Raw genomic sequence first — 25,686 nt, forward strand, 5'->3', positions numbered from 1 at the left:
TCTGGGTTTTATTTGATAGCGGATTGCGTCGAGAAAGGGGATATTGGGGTTGAGCAAGCTCCCCTGTGTCTGCGGTTTTTGAAACGAATAGGGTGCCTCTCTTTGTCGGCTGACACGGTGGATCGCAGTGTTTTAGGCAAGGTAAGGTTATTTGGTCCGGGCAACAGTTGTTAGGCAAAGACATTGCAGTGTTGGATTCCAAGGTAACAGAAACTTCTGTTTATCGCTATTGGGTGATTGCCTACCGGGCCTGTTTAATAGCATTTTGAACTTCGAAGGTTCGTATTGGGAGTTTATATATCACCGTAGCAGGGTGAGGTTGTTTGGCTATTGTGGAAACGAGGGGATACTGAGTATGATGTATCGTTTTTGAGGCCAATTGGGCGGTAGGTTCGTGCCCTATTGCGGAAATGGTGTTTCTATAATAAAATCTTGGAATCCATTATGAATCGAAGTTTTTTATCGAAAACACTGTCTACAATAGAAACGGGAGCGAGCGGCGCTGGTCGCGCGAGAGTGAACGAGCGGGCTCATGAGCTGGCTCGTCTTTCAGGGCGGACGTCGGCGAGCGTTACACAATCCGATTACGAGCAGGCAAAGATCGATGTGACGGGTGAGTCGGACCGCGATATGCAGAATAGGGCCTTAGACGGATGTGCCATTACTATTCGAAAAATCGGAAGGAAAGAGCTTGAGGACTAGGTTGCAGCCGCATCTGGGAGATTCGCTCCTCAGGCTTCAGGCTCTTGTTTCGTGTCCCAGAGGCTTTTAACCCCCTTGATGGGCTCGCTTGGCAGCTGGGGAGCAGCTGGGGAGCTATTGGTTTTCTAGCTCCCTCTCTTGTGTTCTTTACGCTCGTATTTCGGGCTGTTGTAGAACGCGTAGAGAAAGGTGACGACAATCGAGGCTAGCATAAAAAACAATGCTCCGATGCCAATTACGATTACCTCTTTCACACTGCTACTGTTGCGTGTCGTCGCTCGCTGCCGAACACAGTTGATGGAAATGTGAGTTGATGATGGCGGTTCTCGGCAAGCAAGAGTCTATACTATACTAAACATTACTCTGGTGATATGGGGCGTTGTACCACCTACAGATGGGATCTGCAGAGGTATGAGCGTGTTGGTTTAGCCTCGTCCCGTGCGCAAGCTTGCAGTGGCCTACGGAGTGGCGGCCCCGAACCTATCTGGCCTTGCAGAGCAGGTTCCGGCCTGCCTCCTTGCGACTAGAAACTTGGAAAATGCTCTAGGTTGTAGTGGCTTGTATCCTGTTTTCGATGACACCGTTTGCGATGGCGTAGCGGGTGAGGCCGGCGGTGTCGTGGATGTCGAGCTTGTCCATAAGTTTTTGGCGGTGCTTTTCGACGGTCTTGATGCTGATGCCCAGCTCAGCGGCGACTTGCTTGTTGGCCGCTCCTTCGGCGACGAGTTGAAGCACCTCTGCTTCACGAGCGGTGAGGGAACGCTTTGCCTTGCCGGAGCGGATCCCGTCCTGCCTGTCTTTGTGTTCGGCTCTGCTGAGGCGTTGTTGGATGGCTGGGCTGAAATAGGAGCGTCCGGCTGCGATTTCGTTGATGGCGCAGGTCAGGGCTTCGCCGGAGCTTTGCTTGAGAAGAAATCCGGCGGCGCCCAATTCCCTCATGTGGTAAACGTATTCGTCGTCACCGTGCGCGGAAAGGGCGAGGATCCGAGCATCGGGTGCGGCCTGGAGGATTTGGCGCGTCGCTTCGAAGCCGTTGAGTCCGGGCATGGCGATATCCATGACGATGACGTCGGGGGCCAGCTTGTGGGCGAGTGCGATCGCTGTCCTTCCGTCGGGGGCTTCTCCGACTACCTCGAAGCTTTCTTCGAGTTCGAGCAAGTTACGGAAGCCCTCCCTCACGATTGCGTGGTCCTCTACGAGAAGTATTCTAGTGTGAGTCATTGATCGGTTCTTTCGTCGTCGAGGGTTGTGGGTATTTCGACAATAATTTCGGTGCCTTCGCCGGCTTTTGATTCAATGGCGAAGGATCCGCCCAGCATTTCCACTCGCTCCCGCATACCGATGAGGCCGAGCCGATTATTTGTATGGGAAGTGAGGATACGTCCGACACTAAAGGACTTGCCGTCGTCGCTGATGGTGAGATGGACTTTGCCGTCTGCCTCGTGGATCCGCACTGTGGCGTTTTTAGCATTCGCGTGGCGCACGACATTGGTCAAAGCCTCTTGCGTTACGCGGTAAAGAACGGTGCGGCTGCGGTTGTCGAGCGTTTCGATGGTCGGGAAAGCTTCGAGCTGGATGTCGAGGGTTACGGTTTCTGAGACGTCCTTTATCAACGTGCGCAGGGACGGGAGGAGTCCGAGATCGTCCAGCATGGCGGGCCGCAGCCTGCGGGCGTAGCTGTGTATGAGTTTGACGGATTGCTCCACGAGAAGCTGGGTTTTTGTAATGCGCTTTTCGAGGCTTTGCTGGTCGATGCTGGATGTCTTTTTGAGTGTGGAGAGCCGGACGTTGATGCCAGCGAGTATCTGGGCGACCTGATCGTGCAGTTCTCGGCTGATCTCCTTGCGCTCCGCTTCCTGAGCGAGGAGGAACTGGCGGTTGGTGAGCTTTGCCCGCTCCTGGTCCCGCGTGGCTTTTTTGAGCAAGTCTTGGTAGCGGGAATTTTCCTTTGTCAATTGGCTATGAGTGCTTCGGAGTTCAGATCGGAGTGATTTGAGCTCCTGGCGGGTCGACTTTTCAAGCGGGGCGAGGCTGTTAGATAGGAAACGGTTGGCTTTCCTCAGCTTCCTGGTTGAAAGGTCAGGCTGCAAGCCAGCATTGGGCAAGGCGAGCCACTGTTTCTCGAGCTCGGAAAAATGGAGGGAAAGCAGTTTGTTGACGGGCATGCCCCTCTCTGCGGCTCGCTTGCCGAGGTCTGTTGCGGATTGCGTTGCGGATTTGCTCGATCGCTGAGTGCCAAGGCACTCGCTCAGCTCGCTTCGGTAGTCGCTCGCGAAGGATTCGCTGGTGATTTCTGCCTTCGTTTTCATTGGACGGGGGCTGGAAGGCAGGGCTGCTGTGGTAGGGCTGTGGCGGGCGTAACGGGCATGTAGTGATTCTTATATTTTAGGGTATGCTTCTTTGCGAGCTTTTGGCGCTAGGGTCTTGTCCTACCATTGCCGGGGCTAGCCATTCGCCTCGTTTGCTCTTCTTCGGTTCGGGCACGCGGTACAGGTCGTGCTTTCTCGGTGGGGCGATGCGGGCAATAAAATTCGGGCTCGTTGTGCGAGTCGGAAGCGAGTTGGAAGAGAAAGGACTCCAATATTAGCAGAAATAGGTGTCGACAGGTGTTGTCGTGACACATGAAAGCAAATTCCTTAATTGCTTACCGATACGATATAAGTCGTTCTTAAACAATGGCCTAGGTGGTGGGAGATCCGAGATTGGTTCTTCGCTTCGCTCATCAGGACTTCGTCCCAATGCTGCGCATTGCCCATCTGCGCTTCGCTCCGTCGTTCACGAGTGAAACGAGAAGGCCTGACACTCGGGTCGTTCTCACCTCGGATCCGGGGCGTTTCCTGAGATCTGGACATAAAAAGACCGAAGGCGTCTGTTTTCCTTCGGTTAAAATGGTGGGAGATCCGAGATTCGAACTCGGGACCTCTACCATGTCAAGGTAGCGCTCTAACCAACTGAGCTAATCCCCCATTTCGTTTCCATTTCCGAATCCGCGCTTGGCGGTCCGAAATTTGAAGGCCAGAAGTTGGTATCGATCGAATTCTTGGGCAAGAACAAATTTCGCTAAATTTCAGGCGTGATTTTCAGGGGTAGGACAGCCAATTTCTGAGGTGTCCCACTATAGTGCCGCCATGCTACAATACCTGAAAATCGCCAATCTTGCTTTGCTGGAGTCTGCTTCGATCGATTTCGAGTCGGGATTCACTGTCGTTACGGGTGAAACGGGAGCGGGTAAAAGCGTTCTGCTGGGCGCCTTGAGTCTGCTTTCCGGAGCGCGTACGGACAAGTCGGTGATCCGCTCGGGCACGGAGCAATGCGACGTGGAAGCTGCCCTCTGGTTCGAGGATTCCCGAGCGATAGATGACATGTTGCGTGGCATGGACTTGCCGGCCTGCGAGGAGGGCATGCTGGTGCTGAAGCGTTCCCTGCACATTTCCAAGCCGTCTCGCATTTCCATCAACGGCAGCTTCGCGACGCTCACGAACTTGCAGGAGCTGGGCGAGACCTGGATCGATTTTCATGGCCCGGGCGAGCCGCAGCGGCTCTTGAAGAGCGAGTGCCAGCTGGAGTTGATCGACTTGTTCGGAGGTCTTGAGAAGGAGGCCGAGGAGTACGGGAAGCGATATCGCGTTTGGCGGGCGATCCTAGGGGAAATCGAGGAGCTGCAGGGAGCGTCCCAGTTGGCTCCCGACCAAATCGATTTTATCAAGGCCCAGTTGCAGGTCATCGATTCTTTGGAGCTGTCGCACGAGTCCATCGAGCAATTGGAGCAGGACTTCAATCGAGTGTCTGGCGCCCAGGAGCTCTTGGAACTGACTGCGGAGTTGAGCAATGGCCTGAGCGGGGACGAGGGGGCTTTGAACTTGATCTCGCAGCTTTCGCGGGCTGCGGAGCAGGCGGCGGAGCTGGATCCGAGCCTGTCCGATCTGGCGGAGCGGCTCAACAGCTTGATTATCGAAACTCAAGAGCTGGGAGCGGAGTATGAGCAGCTGGGGTCTTCATTGGAATTCGAGCCCGAATTCGCTCAGGAGGTGACTCAGAAGATGAACGACTGGCAGGACCTGCGCCGCAAGTACGGTCGCGACGTGGAAGCGGTTTTGTCGGCTCGCGAGGAGATGGCCAAGCGTTTGGAGTCTCAGGGCGACATTCAGGGAAGCTTGCAACGCTTGCATGCGGAGGCGGACAAGGTCGAAGGCGAGCTGAAAGCTTTAGCTTCACGCTTGACGCAGAAGCGACTGACCGCGGGCAAGAGCTTGGCGAAGAAGGCTGAAAAAATGCTTCTGGAGCTCGGATTCAAGAAGGGGCGTTTCGGTATCCAGATGTTGGATCAGACCAGTCTCAAGTCCCACGGTGACAGCCTGCCTGACTTGCTTTTTTCGCCGAACGTGGGCGAGCCGATGAAGTCGCTCAGCGACGTGGCTTCCAGCGGCGAACTCGCTCGGGTGATGCTGGCTCTGAAGACGATCTTAGCTGACGTCGACAGCGTGCCGGTGCTGGTGTTTGACGAGGTCGATGCTAACGTCGGAGGCGAGATTGGTCGCATCGTTGGACAAAAGCTCAAGGGGATCGGCGACAACCATCAGGTGATTTGCATCACGCACTTGCCTCAAGTCGCAGCTCTCGGGAAGCAGCATTTCCTTGTGGAAAAGGACCAGAGCGGAAATAGAGCTGCGGTGAAGATCCGCAGGATGGATACGGAATCGGAAAGCCGGGTGGAAGAGCTCGCTCGCATGTTGGGAGACCGTCAAGCCAAGTCGGCGCTTTCGCACGCCCGGGAATTGTTGGCGCTTTAGGTTAGATGCGGCTTGCGGGAAAAAAGGCGTTGGTGACGGGGGCAAGTCGTGGAATCGGCCGCGCCATCGCTGAAGCCTTGGCGGCCGCTGGCATGCAGGTTTTTGGAACCTCTCGAAATCCGGGCGAAGTCGAGTGGCCGCAGAGTATCAGTCCTTTGCGCTTGGATTTGTCCAGCTCCGCGTCGGTCGAGGCAGCTTGGGGCGAAGGACGGATATCGGAAATTGGATGCGACGTCTTGGTGAACAACGCGGGGGCAGGGGTCTTCGGCGGATTTGGCGAAAGCGGCTTCGAGCAATGGGAGGGGCAGGTCCAATCCATGTTGTTGGGAAGCATGAAGCTGGCCCACCTCGCAATGAAGCAGTGGACGGAAGAGCGTCCCGGAGTATTGGTGAACGTAGGCTCGCTCGCGGTCGAGTACCCGATCCCCTACATGAGTGGGTACAACGCTGCGAAGGCGGGGTTGGCAGCGTTTTGCGAGTCGCTGCGCTTGGAGCGTGATCCGCGACTGGCTCGTGTCCTGGAGCTGCGTCTTGGCGATGTGAATACGCGTTTCAACGACTACATGCAGGTTGATTTGAAGGGCACCCGCCAAGAACGGGTTTGGGCTGCTATGTGTCGGCACGTGGCGAATGGTCCCAGCGCCGAACACGTTGCGAAGCAACTCGTGAAATACATTGGCTCAGACAAGCAAGGGGTGGTGCGTGTAGGCGGCTTTTTTCAGGCGTTTGTTGCCTCTTTGTTTCATAGAATGGTCTCGCAAAAGACGAAACAGGCCGCAAACCTTCGGTATTACAACGTAGGAAACGATCGATAGTGGAGGCGTTACGGATACTGGTTTTGACTTCGAGCACGGGCGGCGGACACGACGCCCGGGCGACGGCATTCCGTCGCTGGGTCCGCGAGCTCTACGGTTGGGAGGTGGACGTGCGGGTTGAAAGCATGTTGGAAGATTCCTCGCGAGTGGCTCGATTCGGGGTGAACTTCTACAACTTTATCCAGCGCCACGCTCCTTGGTTTCACCATCCTTACTACTTGCTGGTGGAGGGCTTGAGTTTCCTGAACAAGAACGAGGTTTCGCTTGGGCGGCCGTATTACGATCAAGTGCTGCGCAGCTACCGTCCGCATCTGGTATTTAGCGTGCATGACTGCCTGAATCGGGGCTATTTCCAGCACGCTCGCAAGGTGCTCGGGAAGCACGTTCGTTGCGCGACTTATTGTTCGGAGTTCTCCGGCGGGTACGGATACAGCCGCAATTGGGTCGAGCCCTCGGTTGATTTGTACATATCGCGAACGGAAACGGCGAAGAATTACGCGATCAAAGCCCTGAAGCTGGCTGAGGAGAAGATCGTAGTACGCGGACAGTTCTTGATGCCCCGCATTTATCGCGAAGCGCTAACGCCGATCGAACGCCATCGCTTCATAACGGAACGTTTGGGGCTAAGGTCGGATCGCCGTATCGTATTCCTAACTACAGGCGGAGCTGGGGCGAACAATCACATCGCGCTGTTGGAAGTTTTGAAGCGGCATTCCGACAAGTACCAAGCGGTGGTCGTTTGCGGGCGAAACCAGAAAGTCTTTTTGGAAGCTTCGCGCTGGAAAGAGCGCAATCCTGACTTCAGCTGTAACATTACCGGGTTCACCAACGAAATCCACCTCTACATGCAGGCCGCTGATTTCGTGGTGACCAGAGGGGGAACGACCACCTGCGCGGAGGCTTTGCACTTCGAGTGTCCAATCGTCTTCAATGGATTTGGCGGTGTCATGCCGCAGGAAAAGCTGACGGTAAAGTACTTCATGCAGGACGATGCTGCGGTAAAGATCAGCAAGGCAGAAGATTTCGAGGCCTTGCTGGCGGACTGGTTCCGCTCATCCGGGAAGTTTAGCGAACTGAAACGGCGGTTTTCCAAGATGCGTTTCAAGGACGATCCGCGCGATACGATCCGTTTGCTAGTGGATTTGGCTCGGGATGCGGCGCGAGGGGAGAATCGTCCTGCTTTAAAGGTTGTGGGAGCGTAGCCTTCGCCTAGTTTCGCGGTTTTGCGAAAGCCTCCATGCGAATCCTATACGTCACCACAAGCTTCCCTGTCTACTCTGAGACTTTTTTGCAGCGGGAAGCTCGGGCTATGATGAAGGCCGGCGTGACACTGGAAATCGTCTCTCTGCATGCCGGTCAAGGAGACTTCGAGGGGCATCCGGTGCATCGTTTCTCCAAATGGCAGCTCCTGAGGCTGTTCTATCGTCTCCCGGCGGCGTTGTGGCGGCGAGGAACCGAGCTCATGCCGCTAGTGCGTGAGATGAACGCCAGAAGACCTGCGTCGGCATTGAACCTTTTCGAGAACCTTCTTGGATTGGGAGCGGCGATTGTATTGGAAAACCGTATACGCGAGTTTTCTCCTGACGTGGTTCACTGCGTTTGGTCGAGCGCACCTGCAGCTTTCGGCTTGATGGCGCAAGCCTTATCGGGCGCTCCTTATTCGTCGGGCGCTCACGCCTACGATATTTTTGAACATGGAGGAGATTGGTTGCTGGAGATGAAATGCCAGCGATCTGCTTTGGTTCACGTCTCGACCAAGGTAGCGGAAAATCGGATACGAGCATTGTGCCCAGAGGCGAAGGTGCAGCTCATTCGTAGAGGCCTGAGTTCGTTGCCAGCCTCGCGAGAGCCGCGGGCCAAGTGCGATCCTTTGAGGATCGTTTGCGTGGCGCGGCTGGTGGAGAAGAAAGGTTTTCCTTATCAGCTGGAAATCTATCGTCAGTTGAAGGTCGCAGGTCTGAGTTTCGAAGCCAAGATCATTGGCGACGGACCGATGGAGGAGCAGATCCGGGCGGAGATCGGCGAGCTAGGCTTGCAAGCGGAGGTACGTTTGACTGGAAGGCTTTCCGAGGATGCAGTGCTGGACGAACTCGCTTGGGCCGACCTTTTGTTTCATACGGGAATCGTCGCGTCGAGCGGGGATCGCGACGGGCTGCCGAACGTGGTGCCGGAAGCGATGGCGAGCGGAGCTGTCGTTCTTGGGTCTCCCGTATCAGGGGTGGTCGAAGCGGTTGAAGAGGGCGTTACCGGGTATCTTTGCCCCCCTTGGGAGCCTCTGGTATGGGTACAGCGCTGTCGGGCCCTGCAAGAGGACTATGACTTACGGCTTCGCCTCGCTCAGGCGGCTCGCCAGTGGGTAGAGCGTGAATTCGTGGCTGATAGGAATACCGGCTACCTGCTTCGGTGTTTGGAGACGGCCCGTGGAGGATGACGCGGAGCTTTTGTCGGGATAAACTGGGGAAGTAGCTCAAATTAGCTTGGGGTTGCTTAGGGGAACGGCTTGCTGCCGAAGGGCAGTGCATTGTGCGCTCCTTCATCCTTCTCTCTTTCATGGCACTTCTTGTTTCGTGTCCAACTCGCTCCTTAGCCGACGACTTGAGGGCTTTGAGCGACGAGTTCGACAACGCGTCCTCCCTAGCGGCTTGGAGTCGTATCTTCGAGGTGGAAGGTTGGGGGGCGGACCAGATGGAGTCGCTTGACATCAACGCTTCGCGCAGCGGCTACCTGACGATGGTCCCAAAGACGAGCTCTTGGTATCGGGACTGGAGGGGGATCCTTATGTTCAAGCGGGTTACCGGCGACTTCGTTGTCACCATGGAGGTAGAGCCGCGAGGCCGAAACCTTGAGGGAGCTCCCAATTCTTCCTACTCGCTGGCAGGAATCATGGCCCGCGCTCCGCGTGATACTCTGACGCAACCATCTGAGTGGACGGCCAACGGCGAGAACTATATTTTTCTGTCCCTCGGCACCGCCAACAATCCGGGGCACTACCAATTTGAGGTGAAGTCCACTGTTAACAGCTCTTCCCATTTGGAGATCGACGAGGGGGCTCAGCGAGCGATCATACAGGTGGCGCGCATAGGGGAGGTCTTTCTCGTGCTTCGGAAGCTGGAGGGGAGGGATTGGGAAGTGCATCGTCGCTACCGGCGTAGTGACATGCCGGATACTTTGCAGGTGGGAATCACGGCCTACACGGATTGGAGTCCGATTGAGTTGATGGATCCATTCGAGCACAACCGAAGCTCGATCGATGGACACAACCCAGACTTGAATGCGGCGGTTGACTACTTTCGGTTCCGCCGCCCACGCGTGCCGTCAGCCTTGGCGGAGGCAGACTTTTCGGATCGGTTCGAGGTGTCGGACGCGCAGGTTTTGGATTTGTTCGGGGATCGAGCCAATCGGGATCCCGCCGCAGCTGCAGTTGTGGAACTGGAAATCACAGGCAAGGCTTACGCTCCTGGGATCGGCCTGGAAGTGGAGTTCGAGTCGATACCAGGCGTCTTCTACCGGGTTGAGAAGAGTGAGGACCTCCGCTCTTGGACTTTCGTGGAAAGCGCGGAGGCGGTTGCTGAGCGTTCTAGCTTTAGGGTTCCTGAGACGCAGGGGAAGGCTTCCCTTTACCTGCGGATCGCCGAAGATTAGGCGGCCTGTCCAGCATCGGTTTTCGCTAGACGAAGTCGCCTTGGGATTCGGGCCTGACGTGGAAAAAAGGATAACAAATGAGGCTCGAGACTTGAGAGATTGCGGCTGGCTCTCATGTTAGGGAAACGGAAGCTTCAATTTTGCAAGTACCCCCATGTCAGGACGCCTCTTATTCGACGTAACCAAAGCATCCAAGCAGTCCCATTATTCAGGAGTGTTACGGGTTTCGAACTGCCTCAAAATGGAGCTGTTGAAAGCTCTTGGGGATGATTTGGTGGAAGTCGTTTGGAGCGAGCGGAAGCAGAGCTTTCGGTCGCCGGTCCTAGGCCGCGCTTTCAGCATCGAACCCGAAGACGTCCTCTTGACGGCTGAGTTGTTCAACAATTTCGAACGTCCCGGAATCGAAGCCTTTCTCAAGTCGTCGACCTGCCGGGCTTATGCGATCTTCCACGATGCCATTCCTTTGCGCCATCCGGAGTTTACTTGGCCGCACAGCGTGCAGCGCCACCCTAGCTACATGAAGATGCTGAGCCTTTTCGATGGAGTGTTTGGGGTTTCCCAGCACAGTTCCATCGTCTTGGAGGAGTACTGGGAATGGCTGGGCTACGAGTACTCGCCCTCGGTAAAGTCTATCCAGCTGGGAGCGGACGGACTTTTCAGCGAACCGATGATTCCGAGGGCTACGCGCGGAGAAAGTTTCGACGTTCTCATGTTGGGAATCATCGAAAAGCGCAAGGGGCAGGATTTGGCGCTGGACGCGTGCAGTCGGCTCTGGGACGACGGTCTCGAGTTTAATTTGCATATCGTCGGCCGCGCCAATCCGTATTTCGGCAAGGACATCGAACGCCGCATCAAGCGCATGGTCAAGTCGGGGCGTACGATCAAATTGCATGGCCATATCGAGGACGAGGAACTGAAGCGCTTGATTCCTTCCATGGACCTGATGCTTTTCACGTCCCGTTCGGAGGGCTGCGGTTTGCCGGTGCTGGAGTCGCTTTGGAGCGGGCTGCCGGTGCTCAGCTCGAAGCTGCAGCCGGTGCGGGAGACTTCGCGCTTCGGCGGGGTGAGTTTCTTCAAGCCAGAGGATTCGGAGGATCTTGCCTCGCAATTGCGTCGTTTGATCGAGAACCGCCATTTGGTCGACGATTTGAAGAACGGGATTCAGTCCTCGATATTGCCGACTTGGCAGATGACCGCCAAGGAAGTGCTGGATACCATCAAGCCGCGGGTCGAAGTGGAGGCTTGAACCACGCGCTCGCTGGTATGGGGCGTGCTTAGAGGGGACTCAGAGCTTCTTCTTCGCGTAGCGTAGGGCCGCTTCGATGCGTTCGAAGTCTTCGTCGGTATGCCGCGCGGAAATGGCGGTGCGCACGAGATCCTTGCCAGGGGGAACGCCTGGAGCCGTTGAGATGACGGTGAAAACGCCCTTCTCGCGGAGATGTTTCCAAAAGTAGTAGGCCCGCTCGCGGTCGCCGAGCACGATCGGCACGGCTGGGGTTTCGCTCTGCCAGGTATCGAGCTCCAGTTCCTCGAGCAGTTGCTTGTAGCGTTTCGTGTTGGACCACAGCTTCTCGTTCCATTCGGGCTCGTCTTGCATGACTCCCAGGGCGGCGCGGGCGCAGGCCGCTTGCGAAGGGCTGATCGCGGCGCTGAATATCGACTGCTTGCAATGGGTTCGCAAATATTCGATGGAGCTGGCGTCGCCAGCTACGAATCCGCCGGTGCTGGCGAGGGACTTGGAGAGGCTGCCAGCGATTATGTCGACTTCTTCGGTTAGGCTGAAGTAGTTAGCGGTGCCGCGTCCTTGATTTCCCAATACGCCTATTCCGTGTGCGTCGTCGAGGGAGAGGAAGCATTGGAATTCCTTGGCGATTTCCACGAATTCGGGAAGGGCGGCGATATGGCCCTCCATGGAGTAGATTCCCTCGATGGAAAGGAGCTTGGGCGCTTGGGGGTCGAGCTGTTCTAGCAAGTCCCGCAAGCGTTGCGGGTTGTTGTGGCTGAAGCGCTCGACCTCTGCCATGGAGAGTCGGATGCCGTCCCAGAGGCTTGAATGCAGGTTTTTGTCGGCGAGTATGATATCGCCCCGCTGGGCGAACCCGGTGATGGATGCCATGCAGGCGAGGTAGCCTGCGGCAAAGACGTGGCAGGACTCTTTTCCGAGGAAGCTTGCCAGTTCCTCCTCGAGTTCTCGATGGAAGCCGCGGCCGCCGTTGGCCGAGCGTGCCCCCATGGTCCCGCTGCCCCATTTTTCAAGAGCGGCCTTACCGGCTTTCAAGACCTTCGGGTGTTGGGAGAGTCCTAGGTATTCGTTGCTGGCGAGCATGACCAGTTCTTGGCCGTCGATGGTGACACGAGTTCCGTTTTGAGCCTCCGCGATGGGGTAGTAGAGCTCGTACTTTTGTCGCAGGGTGGTGAGCTTGTCGTCCTCGCAGCGACGGGCGATTGGGCTGCGTGCCTTGGTTTTGAGGAACTTGCGGATCATCGTGAATTTAGGAAAAGGCCGGTCTGCTTGTGGATGGGGGCGGAGCTTGCGCGCTTGAAGCGGGAATTGAAGGCAAAAGCGAACTAGTGTCGTAGGCCGGCGCGCATGAGCAAGGCTTTGGCGGCGAGCTTGGGGTTCATACGCCACCAGTAGCGGGCGTAGCGCCGGAAGTATTCACGCGGCCACTCTTTCTCTCCGAGTTGCCTGGAGTAGGAAGACCAGCGCCGGCGAAAGGTTTCCGTGTTGCGGTCGTTGTGCCGGTTTCTGCCGGGAGAGATGCTGATGTGGTGCCGAATCACGCTGTCGAGGGCGACGTAGAGGCGGTAGCCGGCCTTTTTCAGTTTCATGCAGAGGTCCACGTCCTCGCAGCCGTTGCGGTAGGATTCGTCAAAGCCGCCTACGCTCCGGAAGGTTTCGGCGCGGATGGCGAGGCAAGCGGCTGTGACGGCGTTGCGTTCCAGCAGTTTTCCGCGAGGAGGCTGGCGGCGGTTTTTGTGGGCATGGGTTGGCAGGCCGTCCAAGTCGAAGAAAATGCCGGCATGGTCGACCAGTCCTGTCGCGAAATTTCGCTGCACGTTTCCCACGGCTCCGGCTTGGGGGGCGTGGGAAAGGGCCTCTAGCATGGGAGCCAGCCAGCCCTCGGAAAACTCGAGATCGTTATTGATGAACACGAGAATGGGATGGCGAGCGGCGGCAGCGGCTTTGTTGTTGGAAGCGGCGAACCCAAGGTTTTCCGAGTTTCGCAGGATGGTGATTTCCGGCCGGTTTTCCAGAGAGTCGAGAAAGTCGGAGGTGCCGTCGCTTGAGGCGTCGTCGATGAGGACGAGCTGGTGGCGGGCGAGGTCGACGCTCGCCTCCAAGCTGCGCAGCATGGCCTGAGTGTAGCTCAAGCAATCGTGCAGCGAGGAAACGAAGGTGACTTGCGGGGACGACATCTTTGGGGGCTCGAAATGCGGATGGGCACCGTGCAAGTTGCGGCGTATCGCAAGCGATAGCCCTACTGATGGGTGCGGGCTTAGTGGAGACGGTTTTCGAGGTAGTTGGCGAGGCCGACTAGGAACTGGGTATCGCCTGGCAAGGTGCTGCAGATGCGGATGGCTTCCTGCGTGCGGGCGTGGGCGAACTCGCGGGACTTTTCCAGACCGTGCAGCTTGACGTAGGTGGTTTTGTCGAGCTCGGCGTCGGAACCGATGCTCTTGCCCATGGTTTCTTCGTCGCTGGTGGCGTCGAGAATGTCGTCAATGATCTGGAAGGCGATCCCGATCTCGCGCCCGTAGGAGCGCAGCAAGTCGATTTGAGCCTCGCTGGCGCCTCCGATAATGCCTCCCATGACGAGGCAGCACTCGATGAGGGCGGAGGTTTTGTTGAGGTGGATGAAATTTAGGGTGTCCTCGGAGAGCGGGGCGCCCTCGCCGAGAATGTCCTCCATTTGGCCGCCGATCAGGCGCTCGCTGCCGGCGGTTTCGGCGAGCTCGGCAACCAGTTTGGCGCAGATTTGAGGGGAGTCTCCGTAATGGCGGGCCAGCAGCTGGAATGCATAGGTCAGGAGGGCGTCGCCGGCGAGAACGGCGGTGGCTTCGTCGAATTGCTTGTGGCTGGTGGGCTTGCCGCGGCGCAGATCGGCGTTGTCGATAGAAGGAAGGTCGTCGTGGATAAGGGAGTAGGTATGCAGGCTTTCTACCGCGATGGCGGCGGGCATGGCGTTCAAGTCCCCACCGAAAAGCTGCTTGGCTGCCAGCACGAGGACGGGGCGTAAGCGCTTCCCGCCGGCCCGCATGCTGTAGAGCATGGCTTGGTGGATGCGGCTGGGGCGTGTTACCTCTGCGGGTAGGTATTGCTCTACAGCGGATTCAACTTCGCTTTGGTAGGCTCGTAATTTCTCTTTGAACTCCATCTTAAATGTGCGTATTACAGGCAGTTAAAGAACCAAAGCATCCGGAATGCCCACAATCGAGCAAGTATCTAAACGAGTCTTTTCAGACAATAATTGGCTAAAGAAGTGCGCCCTAGGCGGGGTACTCAGCCTGATCCCGATTGTGAACATCGTCGCCCTCGGTTATCTCTACCAGATTTTCCAGCAAGGTCGCAGCGAGAAGGGCATCTCGCTACCTGAATGGGAAGACTTCAAGGGCCTGTTTCTGGACGGCTTGCGCTTTTTGGTGATCGGCTTGATTTTTGCGGTGCTCCCTATCGCGGTGGTGACGCTCTGCGCGGAGTTTGCCTTCGATGGCATGATCGCGAGCATTCCATTGATACCTGTGCTCTTCATGGCGGGTCCGCTTATGAGCGCCGCTCTTTACTTGTATTCAGTGAAGCAGGACATCTCGGACTGCTTCAACGCCGAAGCCCTCAGCATTATGCTCAAGAAGGGCGCGATCAGCTACACGGTGCCGACCTTAGCCTATCTCGGTCTTTGCATGTTGGGCCTCGTTTTGCTTCCGTTTCCCTTCTTTTTTGGTGGGGTCTTTTATTTCTACTTAATGGCTTGCGCGTTTAAAGATCTCGAAAAGCGCGTCCGTTCTTAGCCTCGTTATCCTTTAACCTCTCGTATGAAAAAACTGAAGTCCAAGGAGCCCAAGCTCTCTACTCTGATTTTCACGGCGTGCTCCGGAATTGCGCTCGGAATAGCTCTCGGTGCGTTCCTCTTGCTCTCCAAGAATGTGAGCGTCGCTTCTAGCGTGCCGGATCCGGCTCTGTTGTCCAAGCCTGGCAACTACAACACTTATTACTTGGCGGGTCGCGTGGATGGAGGCGAGTCGCCAAACCTGAGGAGCGGCAAAGGACGGATCCAACGTCGCTCTCCGGGGCCTGTTTCCTTCTCCGAGGGGGAAGTGAACTACTTTTTCAAGAGCTTGGATTTCGGGGAGCCAGTCGATGGGGAAGGGGCTCCGGTCAAGGTCAGTCCGTTCAACGTACGGATCGAGGGGGATCAAATCTACACCTCGCTCAAGATCGTGGTCGATCAAAGCGGGAGCCCGGTCGAGTTCATGGTGATGGCTAATGTGGGGTTCGACAACACGGATGAAGGGCCGGAATTCAAGGTGAAGTCCTTGCGCATCAATTCGCTCCCTATCCCAGGCATGGCAGGCTTGGTCAGCTCTATGATCGAGTCGAAGATCGCGGAAACCCCGTGGCCGGAAGAAGTGCTGGAGATGTGGCAAAACATCCGAGCGATCGAGGTCGAGTCGGGCAAGCTCATCACGGAAGTCGGCCTGCGCCGCGCCTAGAGTTTGAATCGCAGCGAATCTCGGTTTGCCGCAACGGTTCGCTGACAAAAGCTGATGGCTGCTCTCGCTAAACGTATCGGGCTGGTTTCGGCGTTTACCATGCTTTCTCGTGTGGTGGGGCTGCTGCGTGACATGACGACCAGCTACATGCTGGGCGCGTCCGTCTGGAACTCCGCCTTCATCACCGCTTTCACGCTGCCGAATCTCTTCAGGCGTTTGCTGGGAGAAGGGGCGTTGACGGCGGCGTTGATGCCAAACCTGAGCGAGGAGTTGGAAGAGCGAGGGCGCGCGGCGGTTCATGACTTGGTCAACAAGACGCTTAGCTGGCTAGTGCTCGTTTGCCTCGCAATCACCTTCGTCGTGCTGGGCGGTTTGGAATTATTGCTGCGGTCCGATGTATCGGAAAAGTGGGGACTTGCCGCCAAGCTTGGGCAGATCGTATTTCCGTATATCCTGCTGATATGCGTAGCAGCTATTTTGTCGGCCGCCCTGAACCTGTTTTCCCGCTTCGGAATACCGGCTCTTACTGCTGTTTGGTTGAATACGAGCATCGTTCTCTCGCTGGGAATCGCGGGCTGGTATCTTGGTGGCGACTTGGAGACGAAGACCTATTGGCTCTGTGGCGGGGCTATGGTGGGCGGCTCCTTGCAAATGTTGGTCCCAGCCTTCGCCCTGATGAAGGAGGGGTGGAGACCGACGTTTGACTTGGGAATATCGCCGCGGGTGAAAGAAGTGGCGATCTTGACAATTCCAGGAATCTTCGGAGCGGCCGTATTCCAAATCAATATCATGGTGAGTCGCGGACTCGCCTTTTCCGTCAGCGATTCCGCGGCGGCCTTGCTGTACTACGCGAATCGATTGGTGGAGTTGCCGGTCGGGGTTTTCGCGATCGCAATCTCCACCGTGGTATTTCCAAGCCTGACCGCCGCGGTCGCGGGAAAGCGGATGGGTGACTTTTCTCAGACCTACCGTCGTGGCATTTTGTTGTGCTTGCTCATGGCAGTGCCCTCCGCGGTGGGACTTTGCGCCTTGGCTCCGGATATCGTGGGATTGCTGTTCGAGCGTGGGCTTTTTTCGGAGAACGACACGGGCGCGACGGTGCCGCTGGTTTGGGTCTTTGCGGTGGGGATGCCGTTTTACTCTTTCGTATCGGTGGAGACGCGGGCGTTCTATTCTTTGAAAGACACCAAAACGCCGGTTGTTGCGGCTGGGGTGGCCTTTGGTGTGAACGTTGTGTTGAGTTTGCTTTTGATGGGTCCTTACGGGGCGGTTGGCCTTGCAGTGGCTACTAATTTCGCCGCGATCGTGCAAACGGTGATGCTTCACATGCAGCTAGGTCGCAAGAATTTGGATACGAGTCTGAAGTCGCTTGCTGGGGACGTAGCCCGCATCGCGATGGCGGCGGCTCTAATGGGCTTTATTGTGGTGGCAGTGTCTGGGTGGTTGTCCACTCGCTGCGAGGATGGCTTAGTCGGAAATCTAATCATGGTAATGGCGCCGATTTTAGCAGGCATTTCCGTGTATTTCCTAGGATTGCAGCTTATGGGCGCGAAGCTGAAGCGGCTGTTGAACTAGACGATTGCGATTCTTCGTGGGTCTGCTCTAGTGCTGCGGGTTATGGCACGGATTTCTAAGAAACGTCAGCAGGCAACAGAAAAGCTTCTGGAGGCTTTGGGCACTAGGAAGGTGAAGCTTGAAGGCGATGCCAAGTACATGGCATCGTTTGATAGCCTCAAGCTCGCCTTCGCGTACGATGCTTTGGTGATCGCTCGCAGCGAAAAGGATGTAGGCGCTACCTTGCAACTTGCTAACGAATTCAGGGTGCCGGTTACGACGCGCGGAGCTGGCACGTCTCTTACTGGATCAGCGGCTCCAGCCAAAGGAGGCTGGGTTTTGGACGTATCGAACCTGAATCGAATCAAGATAGAAAAGACGAAGTCGATGGCCATCGTGGGGCCGGGCGCAGTTGTTGGTCAGATTCAAGCGGCTGCCGAGGAGTTAGGGCTCTTTTATCCACCTGATCCGTCGTCTCTTAAATACAGTACAATTGGCGGCAATATCGCTTGCAATGCGGGAGGCATGCGGTGCGCGAAGTATGGTGTAACCCGTGATTTCGTCTTGGCGTTGGAAGGGTTTCTTCCGACTGGAGAAAAGGTGTCATGGGGCGGCGAATACAAGAAATTCGCTACCGGGTACAATATTCGAGATTTGTGGATCGGCAGCGAGGGAACCTTGGGAGTCGTGACGAAAGCGGTGCTGCGTTTGCTTCCGAAGCCTGAGAAGAAGTGGACGATCCTCGTGGCTTTCGATTCCGATCTCAAGGCCCTGCAAGCGGTGCAGAAGCTCCTGGGAGACGGGCACAATCCGTCGATTTTAGAGTTTCTCGACAGCAATTCGGTATACTGCGCGGAAGAAATAGCTGGAGTTAAGTTATTCAAGGGTCTGTCGCTCAAGCCGCTGCTCCTCGTGGAGTTCGATGGCAATGCGGCGCAGTTGCGCGCTGACAAGAAGAAGGCTATCGAGTGGGCGAAAGCGACCGGTCTAGCCTATCGCGAGGCGAGGACGGAAAAGGAGACGGAGGTGCTTTGGTCTGCGCGTCGCGCCTGTTCGCCGGCCATGTTTTCCATGGGCGATTCCAAGATCAACGAGGACATCGTCGTCCCCTTGGAGAGTCAGGCCAAGTTTGCCCGTTTCCTCAAGCAGATGCAAAAGAAGTGGAAGATCAACGCTCCGACTTTCGGCCACGCGGCGGACGGAAATTTCCACGTCAACATCATGTATACGCGCAGCGACAAGGAAGAGTGCAAGCGGGCCAAGGGAGCGGTAGCGGATCTCATGAAGAAGGTTTGCGAGCTTGGAGGCACTATTTCTGGAGAGCATGGCATTGGTTTGGCGAAGACTCCATTCATGACGGTGGCTCGCAACGAGGCGGAGATCGGTGCCATGAAGGCGATCAAGAAAGCGCTTGATCCGAAGGGGATCCTCAATCCCGGCAAGATTTTCGAGCCCTATGAAGTTTGGGACAAGGCGCTTGAGAAGGTGAAGCTTCCTTGGGACAAGAAACCGATTGCGAAGAAAGAGTCCTAGGCGATGCATCAAGTACCACCGCGCTACGTGCTGCTCGGCGGTTGCATATTAGCTTTCGGTGCGGCCTTCGTTAATGTCGGTTTCTTGCTGAATACCGGGGCCTCTGCCAGCCACCTGACGGGAGATATCTCTCGGTTGGCTGCGGATTTTGCAAGCGTCGACGCTGTCCATCGACACAGCTTTTATTTGGTGTGCATGGCGACTTTGGGATTCGTGCTCGGCGCTTTGGTCTCGGGCATGCTGCTGCATCATCCGCAATTGGAGTTGGCGAAGCCTTATGGCCGAATCGTATCGGGAATTGGGATACTTCTGGTCGCGGCGTATCTCGTTGCGTCGGCGAGTGAGGTGTTTGCGATTGGAATCGCGGGGTTTGCTTGCGGTTTGCAAAACGCTCTGGCGACGAAGTATCGCGGTTTGGTTCTTCGAACCACTCATATGACAGGGCTTCTCACTGACTTGGGGGTTATGACTGGAATGTGGATCAGGGGGCATCGTCTAGAGATTTGGAGGATGATGGTGCCGCTTTTTCTCTGCCTGTCATTCTTCGTAGGATCGTTGATAGGCGCATTTGCCGTCCTGAAATATGACTTGCCGTGGTTGGCCGTGGCAGGTGGAGCTTATTTCTTTGGCGGACTGGTTTGGAGTGTTGTTAAGCGTCGGCTTAAGGAGGCATAAAAAAACGGCCACTCGAGCGAGTGACCGTTTTGTTGATTTAAAGCGACTTTGTGGCCTCCCTTGAGGTTAGGCGCCGGCTTTGACTTCTGCGTATGCCCAGTCTAGCCAAGGCAGCAGGGCTTCAATGTCTGCCGTATCCACGGTGGCGCCGCCCCAGATGCGGAATCCGGTTGGCGCGTCGCGATAGGCTCCGAAGTCGAAGCCTACGCCTTCAGCGTCGCAAAGAGAAACGATCTTCTTCGCCGCCGCCGCTTGCTCTTCAGCAGGTAGGGAAGTGAACCATGTATCCGTGATCTTGAGACAGATCGAAGTGTTGGATCGGATGGACTTGTCTTCGGCAAGGAATCCAGCCCAGTCGCTTTGCTCAACCCACTTTTCGATGGCAGCGAGATTGGCGTCGGAACGCTCGATCAGGGCGGGAAGTCCGCCGATTTCCTCGGCCCACTTGAGTCCATCCAAAGCGTCTTCCACGCAAAGCATGGATACGGTGTTGATGGTAGCTCCGGTGAATATTCCGTCGATCAGCTTGCCGCCCTTTGTGAGGCGGAAAATCTTAGGTAGCGGCCATGCGGGCGTGTAGGACTCGAGACGTTCGATGGCGCGAGGGCTGAGGATAAGCATGCCGTGGGCTGCTTCGCCGCCCATGACTTTTTGCCAAGAGTAGGTTACTACGTCGAGCTTCTCCCAAGGTAGTTCCATCGCGAATACGGCGGAGGTCGCATCGCAGATGGTGAGGCCTTCGCGGTCGCTAGGGATCCAGTCGCCGTTGGGAACCTTGGCGCCAGAAGTGGTGCCATTCCAAGTAAAGACCACGTCGTTGGAGAAATTGACTTTTGCGAGGTCGGGAATTTCGCCGTAGGCGGCTTCGTGCTTGGTGACGTTTTCCAGCTTGAGCTGTTTGATGACGTCGGTCACCCAGCCGGAACCGAAGGACTCCCAGGCCATCATGTCGACGCCGCGGGCGCCAAGCAGGGACCAGAGCGCCATTTCGACGGCACCTGTGTCGGAGGCTGGAACGATGCCGCAAACGTATCCCTCGGGCAGTCCGAGGATATTCTTGGAGCGGTCGATCACTTCTTCGATGCGAGCCTTCGCGTTTTTAGCGCGGTGGGATCGCCCGACCAACGCGTTTTCGAGGGCGGAGAGGCTCCAGCCCGGACGCTTCGAGCAGGGGCCCGATGAGAAGTAAGGACGATTCGGTTTGATTGCGGGTTTCATTCGCGTGTTAGGTTAAAGGAGCGGCTTGTCTAGGTGCGGCGGGCGAAGCTGTCAATGGCAGGCGCCACGGGGCGACTTTTTTCCATGCATGGGGAAGGCCACGGATGGATTCCGACTTTTTTGGAACAGTGGAGATCGCTCCTAGTCGTTGCCAAGCGGCAGTTCCTCTGTTGTTCCGAATGGGGTCATGAGGATCGTTTCGAACGTAGAGGTTCGCTGCCAGTTAACCCAAAAATAGAAAGTACTGTACCTATGTTGACTAAAACAAGCAGCGGAACGCTGATGAGAATCTCTCGCCTGTCCCGAGTCGCCGGATTTACGGCAGCCACGCTTGCCTTGCTGGCAGGTTCGGCAAGGGCGAAGAGCCTGAAGGATTTGGAGATCGAGCGCGTGGCTAGCGAGCCCGAAAGCGAATTAGCCGCAGTGCGTCGCCAGCTGTTGGAAATCGATCAGCGGATCGATGCTGTGGAGAAGCAAGCGATGCTGCATGCGGGGCCGAAGGCTGCTGAGGCGGATTACGTCGAGGAGTTGAAGAAGGCTGCGATCGAAAAGTCGCCCGCTATCGAAGATAAGTTCGAGCGCCAGGACGAGTTGATCGAAGCGTTGAGCGGCAATCCTCAGCTGCGCATGGCTCCGGAGGAGCGATCTCCCGAATTCGTCGAGAAGCTTGACGAGTTCAAGGGGCTAAGGAACGAGATCAATCCCGTTGTGCAAAGTGTAAGCTCGGACCCGGCGGTGCGGGAGAGCTATCAAGAATTTCAAGACACGGTGTTGGCGCGAATGAAGGAGCTGGAACCGGAGACCGCTGACTTGCTGGCGCAGCGGGCAGAATTGGCGGAGCGATTCGAGGCGTTATCCGACCAGCCGATGTAGCCTCAGCAAATGGCTGCCGGGCGAGTCTTCGACTGGTGCGGCGTTCTCTGAGCGGCAGGAAGGACGGGTACGCCGGTCGCCTGCCGTTTTTATTTTGCCACCGCGACGGTATAGGATCCGGCTTGGCGAATGCTGGCGGGGGAGACGGTTCCGTCGGCGTGCAGTTTGTTCATCACGTAGCCGAGGGACACGAGGTAGGTTTCGATGCGGTCGAAGTTGTTCGTTTCCGTCGGAGGAAAAGCGGCTGAGCGTCTCGAAATAGATAGTTGGCTTGAACCTCTTGAGAGCGTTCTCGGCTCCTCTGAACACTTGAAGCTCCATCCCTTCAACGTCGACTTTCATGAAGTCGATTTTTTCGATGGCGTTGGACACGCAGTAGGAGTCGAGGCTGATGACCTTGGACTCGATGTCGCCCTTTTCGCCAAGCATGCCGTTGCCCGGGTTGCCGGGATCTTCGCTCCAGAATAGGGTGCCGGGCTGGTCGGAAATGCCCACGTTGTTGAGGGTGACCCGCTTCTCTAGCTCGGGATTGTGGGCTAGGTTCGCGGATAGGCGGCCGAAATTGGTGGGATTAAGCTCGAAGGTGTGCACGCGTCCGCTGTCGCCAACTTTGTCGGCCAAGGCGATGGAGATGGCTCCCACGTTGCCGCCGACGTCGAAGCAGACGGACCCTTCGCTCACGCGTTGGCTGGCTAGAGCGACGAGCTTTTCCTCGAACTTGCCGGTCCACATGATGCGCTCGACCTTGTACTTGGTATCGATGTTTACCCGAAATTTCCCGAGGTAGCCGTCGAAGACGAATTGCATGCCTTTGGGAGCAGCCTTGCGGGCGTTTGGGTGTTTTTCGAGGTATGCGAGGAGCTTGGCTTCTGGCATCAGGCTCAGGAAGACTCGTTTGAGGGCGCGGCTGACTTGTGGCATCGTGAAGTGAGCCAAGCAATGCTTGTGCCTACACAATGCGTCCGAGTTGCGAAAAGTCGAGGCGCGAGTAGCTGATCTTGCCGGAGATGAGCGTCTCGCGGTCCGTAGGCGTAGCAGGTTCGTTTTCGCCGAGCTCGCAGTAGGTGAAGCGATAGGCGTTTCCTTTTTGGGCGAAGAAGCTGCCGGCTTCCGTGCGGGCTGGATTCGAGCGGACGATTTCCGTATTTTCTTCGATAGGGGCGGAGGGGAAATTTATCTTGTGCACCACGCCGTAGCTGGGCTCGGTGGACGCCAAGGTCTTCTCCACGAAGTTGGCGAGGATCTCGGCGGCGAGTTCCGCTTTGCCGCCGAGCGATTCGCCGAGGGCTTGGGGATTGTCCTTTAGCCGGTCGTAATCGCCGCGGTCGAGCCCGAGGGATGCGGCAAACGAGGGGATGCCGTGCAGGGCGCCTTCGAGGGCGGCGCCGACGGTGCCGGAGGAGAGCAGGTAAGCGAGGCCGGCGTTGTGGCCGACGTTGATGCCGGAGACGACGCAGAGGGGCTTTTCGGTAAGGAGGTGTCCGAGGGCGAGATTGACGCAGTCGGCGGGCGAGCCGGAGATGGAGTAGGCTTCGCAAGGTAGATCTTTACGCTCGATGACGTCGACGTCCTTGAAGCGGCTCATGCATTTGGCGACCCAGCTTTGCTCGTAGCGTGGGGCGGCGACCACGACTTCGCCAAGTCGTTGGAAACTGGATACGAGAGCGAGCAGGAGCGGGGAGTCTATCCCGTCGTCGTTTACGATGAGGATTTTTGGCATGTCGGTTGTTTAGCTTGTAGTCTTATCGCGAGCAAGCTCGCTCCTACCAACAAAAAAGCGCCCAAGGCGTGAGGCCTTGGGCGCTGTAATTGATTGAAGACTACGCTTCGGTCTTTTCTTCGCTTGGCTCTTCAGCTGCCTCGGGAGCTTCGGCAGCTGGCTCTTCTTCGCCAGCTTCGGCCTTTTCCTTAGCGGCGCGGCGAGCTTCGAGCTCTTCGAGAGCGGCCTTGCGGGAGAGGCGAACGCGTCCACGCTCGTCGACGCCGAGGCACTTGACGACCATTTCGTCGCCTGGCTTGCAGACGTCTTCGGTCTTGCGGACGCGGAAGTCTGCGAGCTCGGAGATGTGCACGAGGCCTTCTTGGCCGGGGAGCACTTCCACGAAGCAGCCGAATTCCTTGGTCGCCTTGACGATACCGCGGTAGATCTTGCCTTCTTCGATTTCGCCGCAAACGAGGTCGATTTCGTGGAGGGCGCGCTTCATGGACTCTTCGCTGGTGGCGTAGACGTTCACGCGGCCGGAGTTGTCCTCGTTGATATCAACCTGAGCGCCGGTGATTTCGACGATACGGCGGATGTTCTTGCCGCCTGGGCCGATGAGGGCGCCGATCTTCTCAGGGTTGATCTGGACGGTGGTGATACGTGGAGCGGTTGCTGCAACTTCTTCACGTGGCGCGGCGATCGCGGTGGCCATGTTTTCGAGGATTTGCAGGCGAGCTTCGCGGGACTGAGCGACGGAGGCCTTGACGATGTCGAAGGGGAGACCGTTGATTTTGAGGTCCAGCTGGAAGCCGGTGATACCGTTCTTGGTACCGGCGATCTTGAAGTCCATGTCGCCGAAGTGGTCTTCTTCACCGAGGATGTCGGTGAGGATGTGGTGCTTACCGGGCTTGCCGTTTTCGTCGAACTCGGAAACGAGGCCTACGGAGATACCGGCGACGGGATCGGTGATGGGCACGCCAGCGTCCATGAGGGAGAGACAGCCGCCGCAGATGGATGCCATGGAAGTGGATCCGTTGGAAGCCATGATCTCGGAGCTGATGCGTATCGAGTACGGGAATACGTCTTCCGAAGGAACGACGGGCAGGAGCGAACGCTCAGCGAGGGCGCCGTGTCCGATCTCGCGACGACCAGGGGAACCGAAACGGCCGGTTTCGCCAACGGAGAAGGGAGGGAAGTTGTAGTGCAGCATGAAGGACTTGGTGGTCGGGCCGCCGGTGATGGCGTCGAGCGACTGGGCCTGATTTGCTGGACCGAGAGTGGTGAGGACGAGACCTTGGGTTTCACCACGGGAGAAGAGGGCGGAACCGTGTACGCGAGGTACGACGCCGACCTTGGACTTGAGTTCGCGGAGCTCGTTTGGCTTGCGGCCTCCGGCGCGGACGCCGTTGTCGAGGATGGACTTGCGGTAGGTGTGCTCGAGGAGCTCTTCCATCGCCATGTTGAGCTGGGCGGGATTGTAGTCGTCGCCGTACTTTTCCTGCAGGGCACCTTCGGCGAGAACCTTGAGCTCGTCGATCTTGGCGTTGCGCTCTTGCTTGTCGCCAGCGGCGCACGCTTCGCCGATGCGGCCGCCAACGAGGGAGTTGACGATCTGGCGAACTTCGTCTTCGAGGACGCAAAGCGGGAAGGTCTTCTTCTCCTTGCCGGCTTCGGCGCGGAGTTGCTCGATGCCAGCGATGATGGGCTGGATGGCTTCGTGGGCGAACTGAAGGGCTTCGAGGAATCGGTCTTCTGGGATCTGGTCCGCGGAACCTTCGATCATGAGCATCTCTTCCTTGGTGCCGACGTAGATGAGGTCGAGGTCGGAAGCGTATTGCTCTTCGATGGTTGGGTTGGCGACGAAGTGGCCGTCGATTTGCCCGACGCGTACGGCACCGATGGGGCCGTTCCAAGGGATGTCGGAGATGGCGAGGGCAGCGGAGGCGCCGTTAACCATCAGGATGTCCGCGTCGTTTACTTGGTCAGCGGAGAGGAGGAAACCGATGATTTGTACTTCGTTGAGGAAGCCCTTCGGGAAGAGCGGACGGCAAGGACGGTCGCAGAGGCGGGAAGTGAGGATTTCCTTTTCGGAAGGACGGCCTTCGCGCTTGAAGTAGCCGCCTGGAATGCGGCCGGCAGCGGTGTACTTTTCGCGGTAGTCGACGGTGAGGGGGAACCAGTCCTGGCCTTCGCGCACGGTCTTGGCGACGGTAGCGGAAACGAAGAGGCTGGTTTCGCCGGTGGAGACGGTCACGGCGCCGGAGGCGAGGTTCGCTACGTCGCCGGTGGAGAATGTGATGTCGAGGTCGTCTACGGTGATGCTATGTTTCTGTATCATTTATTTCTTTTACGTCTTTGTGTGAGACGACTCGGCGAACGGGATCGGTCTAAATCTGAAGAGATTTCGGGATGTGGCGACCACGCGAGGGGCGAGGCGCGACATGCAGAAATTTCCTCAAACGGATCGGGT

At 57.0% G+C, this 25,686-nt stretch carries 21 protein-coding genes and 1 tRNA gene; 12 read left to right on the forward strand and 10 right to left on the reverse strand.

The genetic code is table 11. The features are described from left to right. Window positions 1-1,245 precede the first annotated feature (1,245 nt). From IEN85_RS06965 to IEN85_RS06975, 3 genes are all read right to left on the reverse strand, one after another. A complete protein-coding gene (locus IEN85_RS06965; RefSeq protein WP_191616362.1) occupies window positions 1,246-1,923 on the reverse strand; it encodes a response regulator in 678 nt (225 codons plus the stop codon). Continuing rightward, on the reverse strand, window positions 1,920-3,011 hold the full coding sequence (locus IEN85_RS06970) for a sensor histidine kinase (protein WP_191616363.1): 1,092 nt from the start codon (window positions 3,009-3,011) through the stop codon (window positions 1,920-1,922). The genes IEN85_RS06965 and IEN85_RS06970 overlap by 4 nt, the downstream gene beginning before the upstream one ends. Window positions 3,012-3,591: 580 nt before the next feature. Continuing rightward, window positions 3,592-3,668: transfer RNA gene (locus IEN85_RS06975), tRNA-Val, on the reverse strand. A gap of 162 nt (window positions 3,669-3,830) precedes the next feature. Between IEN85_RS06975 and recN the strand changes: the two genes are divergently transcribed. The 6 genes from recN to IEN85_RS07005 all read left to right on the forward strand — a co-directional run bounded on the left by recN (window position 3,831) and on the right by IEN85_RS07005 (window position 11,195). After that, complete coding sequence (gene recN, locus IEN85_RS06980; RefSeq protein ID WP_191616364.1) at window positions 3,831-5,492, forward strand: DNA repair protein RecN; 1,662 nt, start codon at window positions 3,831-3,833, stop codon at window positions 5,490-5,492. A 5-nt stretch (window positions 5,493-5,497) separates the two neighbouring features. Then, entirely contained in the window at window positions 5,498-6,307 is an 810-nt protein-coding gene (locus tag IEN85_RS06985) for an SDR family NAD(P)-dependent oxidoreductase (RefSeq protein ID WP_191616365.1), read from the forward strand. Between the two features lie 23 nt (window positions 6,308-6,330). Further along, a complete protein-coding gene (locus tag IEN85_RS06990) occupies window positions 6,331-7,509 on the forward strand; it encodes a glycosyltransferase (protein ID WP_224772494.1) in 1,179 nt (392 codons plus the stop codon). 35 nt (window positions 7,510-7,544) lie between these two features. After that, complete coding sequence (locus IEN85_RS06995) at window positions 7,545-8,738, forward strand: glycosyltransferase (RefSeq protein WP_191616366.1); 1,194 nt, start codon at window positions 7,545-7,547, stop codon at window positions 8,736-8,738. Between the two features lie 119 nt (window positions 8,739-8,857). After that, window positions 8,858-9,949: a hypothetical protein gene (locus tag IEN85_RS07000; protein ID WP_191616367.1), complete on the forward strand. Its 1,092-nt coding sequence runs from the start codon at window positions 8,858-8,860 to the stop codon at window positions 9,947-9,949. Window positions 9,950-10,103: 154 nt separating this feature from the next. Beyond that, window positions 10,104-11,195 carry a glycosyltransferase gene (locus tag IEN85_RS07005; RefSeq protein ID WP_191616368.1) on the forward strand — a complete coding sequence of 364 codons (1,092 nt, stop codon included), beginning with the start codon at window positions 10,104-10,106 and terminating at the stop codon, window positions 11,193-11,195. Window positions 11,196-11,234: 39 nt separating this feature from the next. Here IEN85_RS07005 and IEN85_RS07010 read toward each other — a convergent pair whose 3' ends face one another. From IEN85_RS07010 to IEN85_RS07020, 3 genes are all read right to left on the reverse strand, one after another. Continuing rightward, on the reverse strand, window positions 11,235-12,434 hold the full coding sequence (locus IEN85_RS07010) for an aminotransferase class I/II-fold pyridoxal phosphate-dependent enzyme (protein ID WP_191616369.1): 1,200 nt from the start codon (window positions 12,432-12,434) through the stop codon (window positions 11,235-11,237). An 83-nt stretch (window positions 12,435-12,517) separates the two neighbouring features. After that, window positions 12,518-13,369, reverse strand: a complete 852-nt coding sequence (locus IEN85_RS07015; RefSeq protein ID WP_191616370.1) for a glycosyltransferase family 2 protein — start codon at window positions 13,367-13,369, stop codon at window positions 12,518-12,520. Between the two features lie 80 nt (window positions 13,370-13,449). Beyond that, window positions 13,450-14,328: a polyprenyl synthetase family protein gene (locus IEN85_RS07020; RefSeq protein WP_191616371.1), complete on the reverse strand. Its 879-nt coding sequence runs from the start codon at window positions 14,326-14,328 to the stop codon at window positions 13,450-13,452. Window positions 14,329-14,374: 46 nt separating this feature from the next. Between IEN85_RS07020 and IEN85_RS07025 the strand changes: the two genes are divergently transcribed. Genes IEN85_RS07025 through IEN85_RS07045 form a run of 5 tightly spaced genes read left to right on the forward strand, consistent with a single transcriptional unit; the run spans window position 14,375 to window position 19,423 of the window. Continuing rightward, a complete protein-coding gene (locus IEN85_RS07025; RefSeq protein WP_191616372.1) occupies window positions 14,375-14,959 on the forward strand; it encodes a DUF4013 domain-containing protein in 585 nt (194 codons plus the stop codon). Window positions 14,960-14,983: 24 nt separating this feature from the next. Then, window positions 14,984-15,661: a hypothetical protein gene (locus IEN85_RS07030; protein ID WP_191616373.1), complete on the forward strand. Its 678-nt coding sequence runs from the start codon at window positions 14,984-14,986 to the stop codon at window positions 15,659-15,661. 54 nt (window positions 15,662-15,715) lie between these two features. Next, complete coding sequence (gene murJ, locus IEN85_RS07035) at window positions 15,716-17,236, forward strand: murein biosynthesis integral membrane protein MurJ (RefSeq protein ID WP_191616374.1); 1,521 nt, start codon at window positions 15,716-15,718, stop codon at window positions 17,234-17,236. 42 nt (window positions 17,237-17,278) lie between these two features. Continuing rightward, window positions 17,279-18,748, forward strand: coding sequence for an FAD-binding oxidoreductase (locus tag IEN85_RS07040; protein ID WP_191616375.1), 1,470 nt, complete (start codon window positions 17,279-17,281; stop codon window positions 18,746-18,748). Window positions 18,749-18,751: 3 nt separating this feature from the next. Then, complete coding sequence (locus IEN85_RS07045; RefSeq protein WP_191616376.1) at window positions 18,752-19,423, forward strand: YoaK family protein; 672 nt, start codon at window positions 18,752-18,754, stop codon at window positions 19,421-19,423. 66 nt (window positions 19,424-19,489) lie between these two features. On the opposite strand, the gene IEN85_RS07050 is transcribed toward IEN85_RS07045, so the two are convergent. Then, complete coding sequence (locus tag IEN85_RS07050) at window positions 19,490-20,641, reverse strand: phosphoserine transaminase (protein WP_191616377.1); 1,152 nt, start codon at window positions 20,639-20,641, stop codon at window positions 19,490-19,492. 252 nt (window positions 20,642-20,893) lie between these two features. Here IEN85_RS07050 and IEN85_RS07055 point away from each other — a divergent pair, with 252 nt between their 5' ends. Continuing rightward, entirely contained in the window at window positions 20,894-21,514 is a 621-nt protein-coding gene (locus tag IEN85_RS07055) for a hypothetical protein (protein WP_191616378.1), read from the forward strand. Here IEN85_RS07055 and IEN85_RS07060 read toward each other — a convergent pair. The 3 genes from IEN85_RS07060 to pnp form a co-directional block, all read right to left on the reverse strand. Further along, complete coding sequence (locus tag IEN85_RS07060) at window positions 21,494-22,435, reverse strand: FkbM family methyltransferase (RefSeq protein ID WP_191616379.1); 942 nt, start codon at window positions 22,433-22,435, stop codon at window positions 21,494-21,496. The genes IEN85_RS07055 and IEN85_RS07060 overlap by 21 nt on opposite strands. A gap of 28 nt (window positions 22,436-22,463) precedes the next feature. Further along, window positions 22,464-23,234 carry a 5'/3'-nucleotidase SurE gene (surE, locus tag IEN85_RS07065; protein WP_191616380.1) on the reverse strand — a complete coding sequence of 257 codons (771 nt, stop codon included), beginning with the start codon at window positions 23,232-23,234 and terminating at the stop codon, window positions 22,464-22,466. A 100-nt stretch (window positions 23,235-23,334) separates the two neighbouring features. Next, window positions 23,335-25,554 carry a polyribonucleotide nucleotidyltransferase gene (gene pnp / locus IEN85_RS07070; RefSeq protein ID WP_191616381.1) on the reverse strand — a complete coding sequence of 740 codons (2,220 nt, stop codon included), beginning with the start codon at window positions 25,552-25,554 and terminating at the stop codon, window positions 23,335-23,337. Between the last annotated feature and the right edge of the window lie 132 nt (window positions 25,555-25,686).

It is taken from the genome of Pelagicoccus enzymogenes (assembly GCF_014803405.1).
Taxonomy (GTDB): domain Bacteria; phylum Verrucomicrobiota; class Verrucomicrobiia; order Opitutales; family Opitutaceae; genus Pelagicoccus; species Pelagicoccus enzymogenes.

Bases quoted from the DNA above. Each gene is read 5' to 3' on its own strand.
- IEN85_RS07010 (WP_191616369.1), bottom strand. From the start codon at position 12,434: ATGATCCGCAAGTTCCTCAAAACCAAGGCACGCAGCCCAATCGCCCGT.
- IEN85_RS07030 (WP_191616373.1), top strand. From the start codon at position 14,984: ATGAAAAAACTGAAGTCCAAGGAGCCCAAGCTCTCTACTCTGATTTTC.
- IEN85_RS06985 (WP_191616365.1), top strand. From the start codon at position 5,498: ATGCGGCTTGCGGGAAAAAAGGCGTTGGTGACGGGGGCAAGTCGTGGA.
- IEN85_RS07060 (WP_191616379.1), bottom strand. From the start codon at position 22,435: ATGCCACAAGTCAGCCGCGCCCTCAAACGAGTCTTCCTGAGCCTGATG.
- IEN85_RS07005 (WP_191616368.1), top strand. From the start codon at position 10,104: ATGTCAGGACGCCTCTTATTCGACGTAACCAAAGCATCCAAGCAGTCC.
- IEN85_RS06970 (WP_191616363.1), bottom strand. From the start codon at position 3,011: ATGAAAACGAAGGCAGAAATCACCAGCGAATCCTTCGCGAGCGACTAC.
- pnp (WP_191616381.1), bottom strand. From the start codon at position 25,554: ATGATACAGAAACATAGCATCACCGTAGACGACCTCGACATCACATTC.
- IEN85_RS07055 (WP_191616378.1), top strand. From the start codon at position 20,894: ATGTTGACTAAAACAAGCAGCGGAACGCTGATGAGAATCTCTCGCCTG.
- IEN85_RS07045 (WP_191616376.1), top strand. From the start codon at position 18,752: ATGCATCAAGTACCACCGCGCTACGTGCTGCTCGGCGGTTGCATATTA.
- surE (WP_191616380.1), bottom strand. From the start codon at position 23,234: ATGCCAAAAATCCTCATCGTAAACGACGACGGGATAGACTCCCCGCTC.
- recN (WP_191616364.1), top strand. From the start codon at position 3,831: ATGCTACAATACCTGAAAATCGCCAATCTTGCTTTGCTGGAGTCTGCT.
- IEN85_RS07040 (WP_191616375.1), top strand. From the start codon at position 17,279: ATGGCACGGATTTCTAAGAAACGTCAGCAGGCAACAGAAAAGCTTCTG.
- IEN85_RS07000 (WP_191616367.1), top strand. From the start codon at position 8,858: ATGGCACTTCTTGTTTCGTGTCCAACTCGCTCCTTAGCCGACGACTTG.
- IEN85_RS07050 (WP_191616377.1), bottom strand. From the start codon at position 20,641: ATGAAACCCGCAATCAAACCGAATCGTCCTTACTTCTCATCGGGCCCC.
- IEN85_RS06965 (WP_191616362.1), bottom strand. From the start codon at position 1,923: ATGACTCACACTAGAATACTTCTCGTAGAGGACCACGCAATCGTGAGG.
- IEN85_RS06995 (WP_191616366.1), top strand. From the start codon at position 7,545: ATGCGAATCCTATACGTCACCACAAGCTTCCCTGTCTACTCTGAGACT.
- IEN85_RS07015 (WP_191616370.1), bottom strand. From the start codon at position 13,369: ATGTCGTCCCCGCAAGTCACCTTCGTTTCCTCGCTGCACGATTGCTTG.
- murJ (WP_191616374.1), top strand. From the start codon at position 15,716: ATGGCTGCTCTCGCTAAACGTATCGGGCTGGTTTCGGCGTTTACCATG.
- IEN85_RS07020 (WP_191616371.1), bottom strand. From the start codon at position 14,328: ATGGAGTTCAAAGAGAAATTACGAGCCTACCAAAGCGAAGTTGAATCC.
- IEN85_RS07025 (WP_191616372.1), top strand. From the start codon at position 14,375: ATGCCCACAATCGAGCAAGTATCTAAACGAGTCTTTTCAGACAATAAT.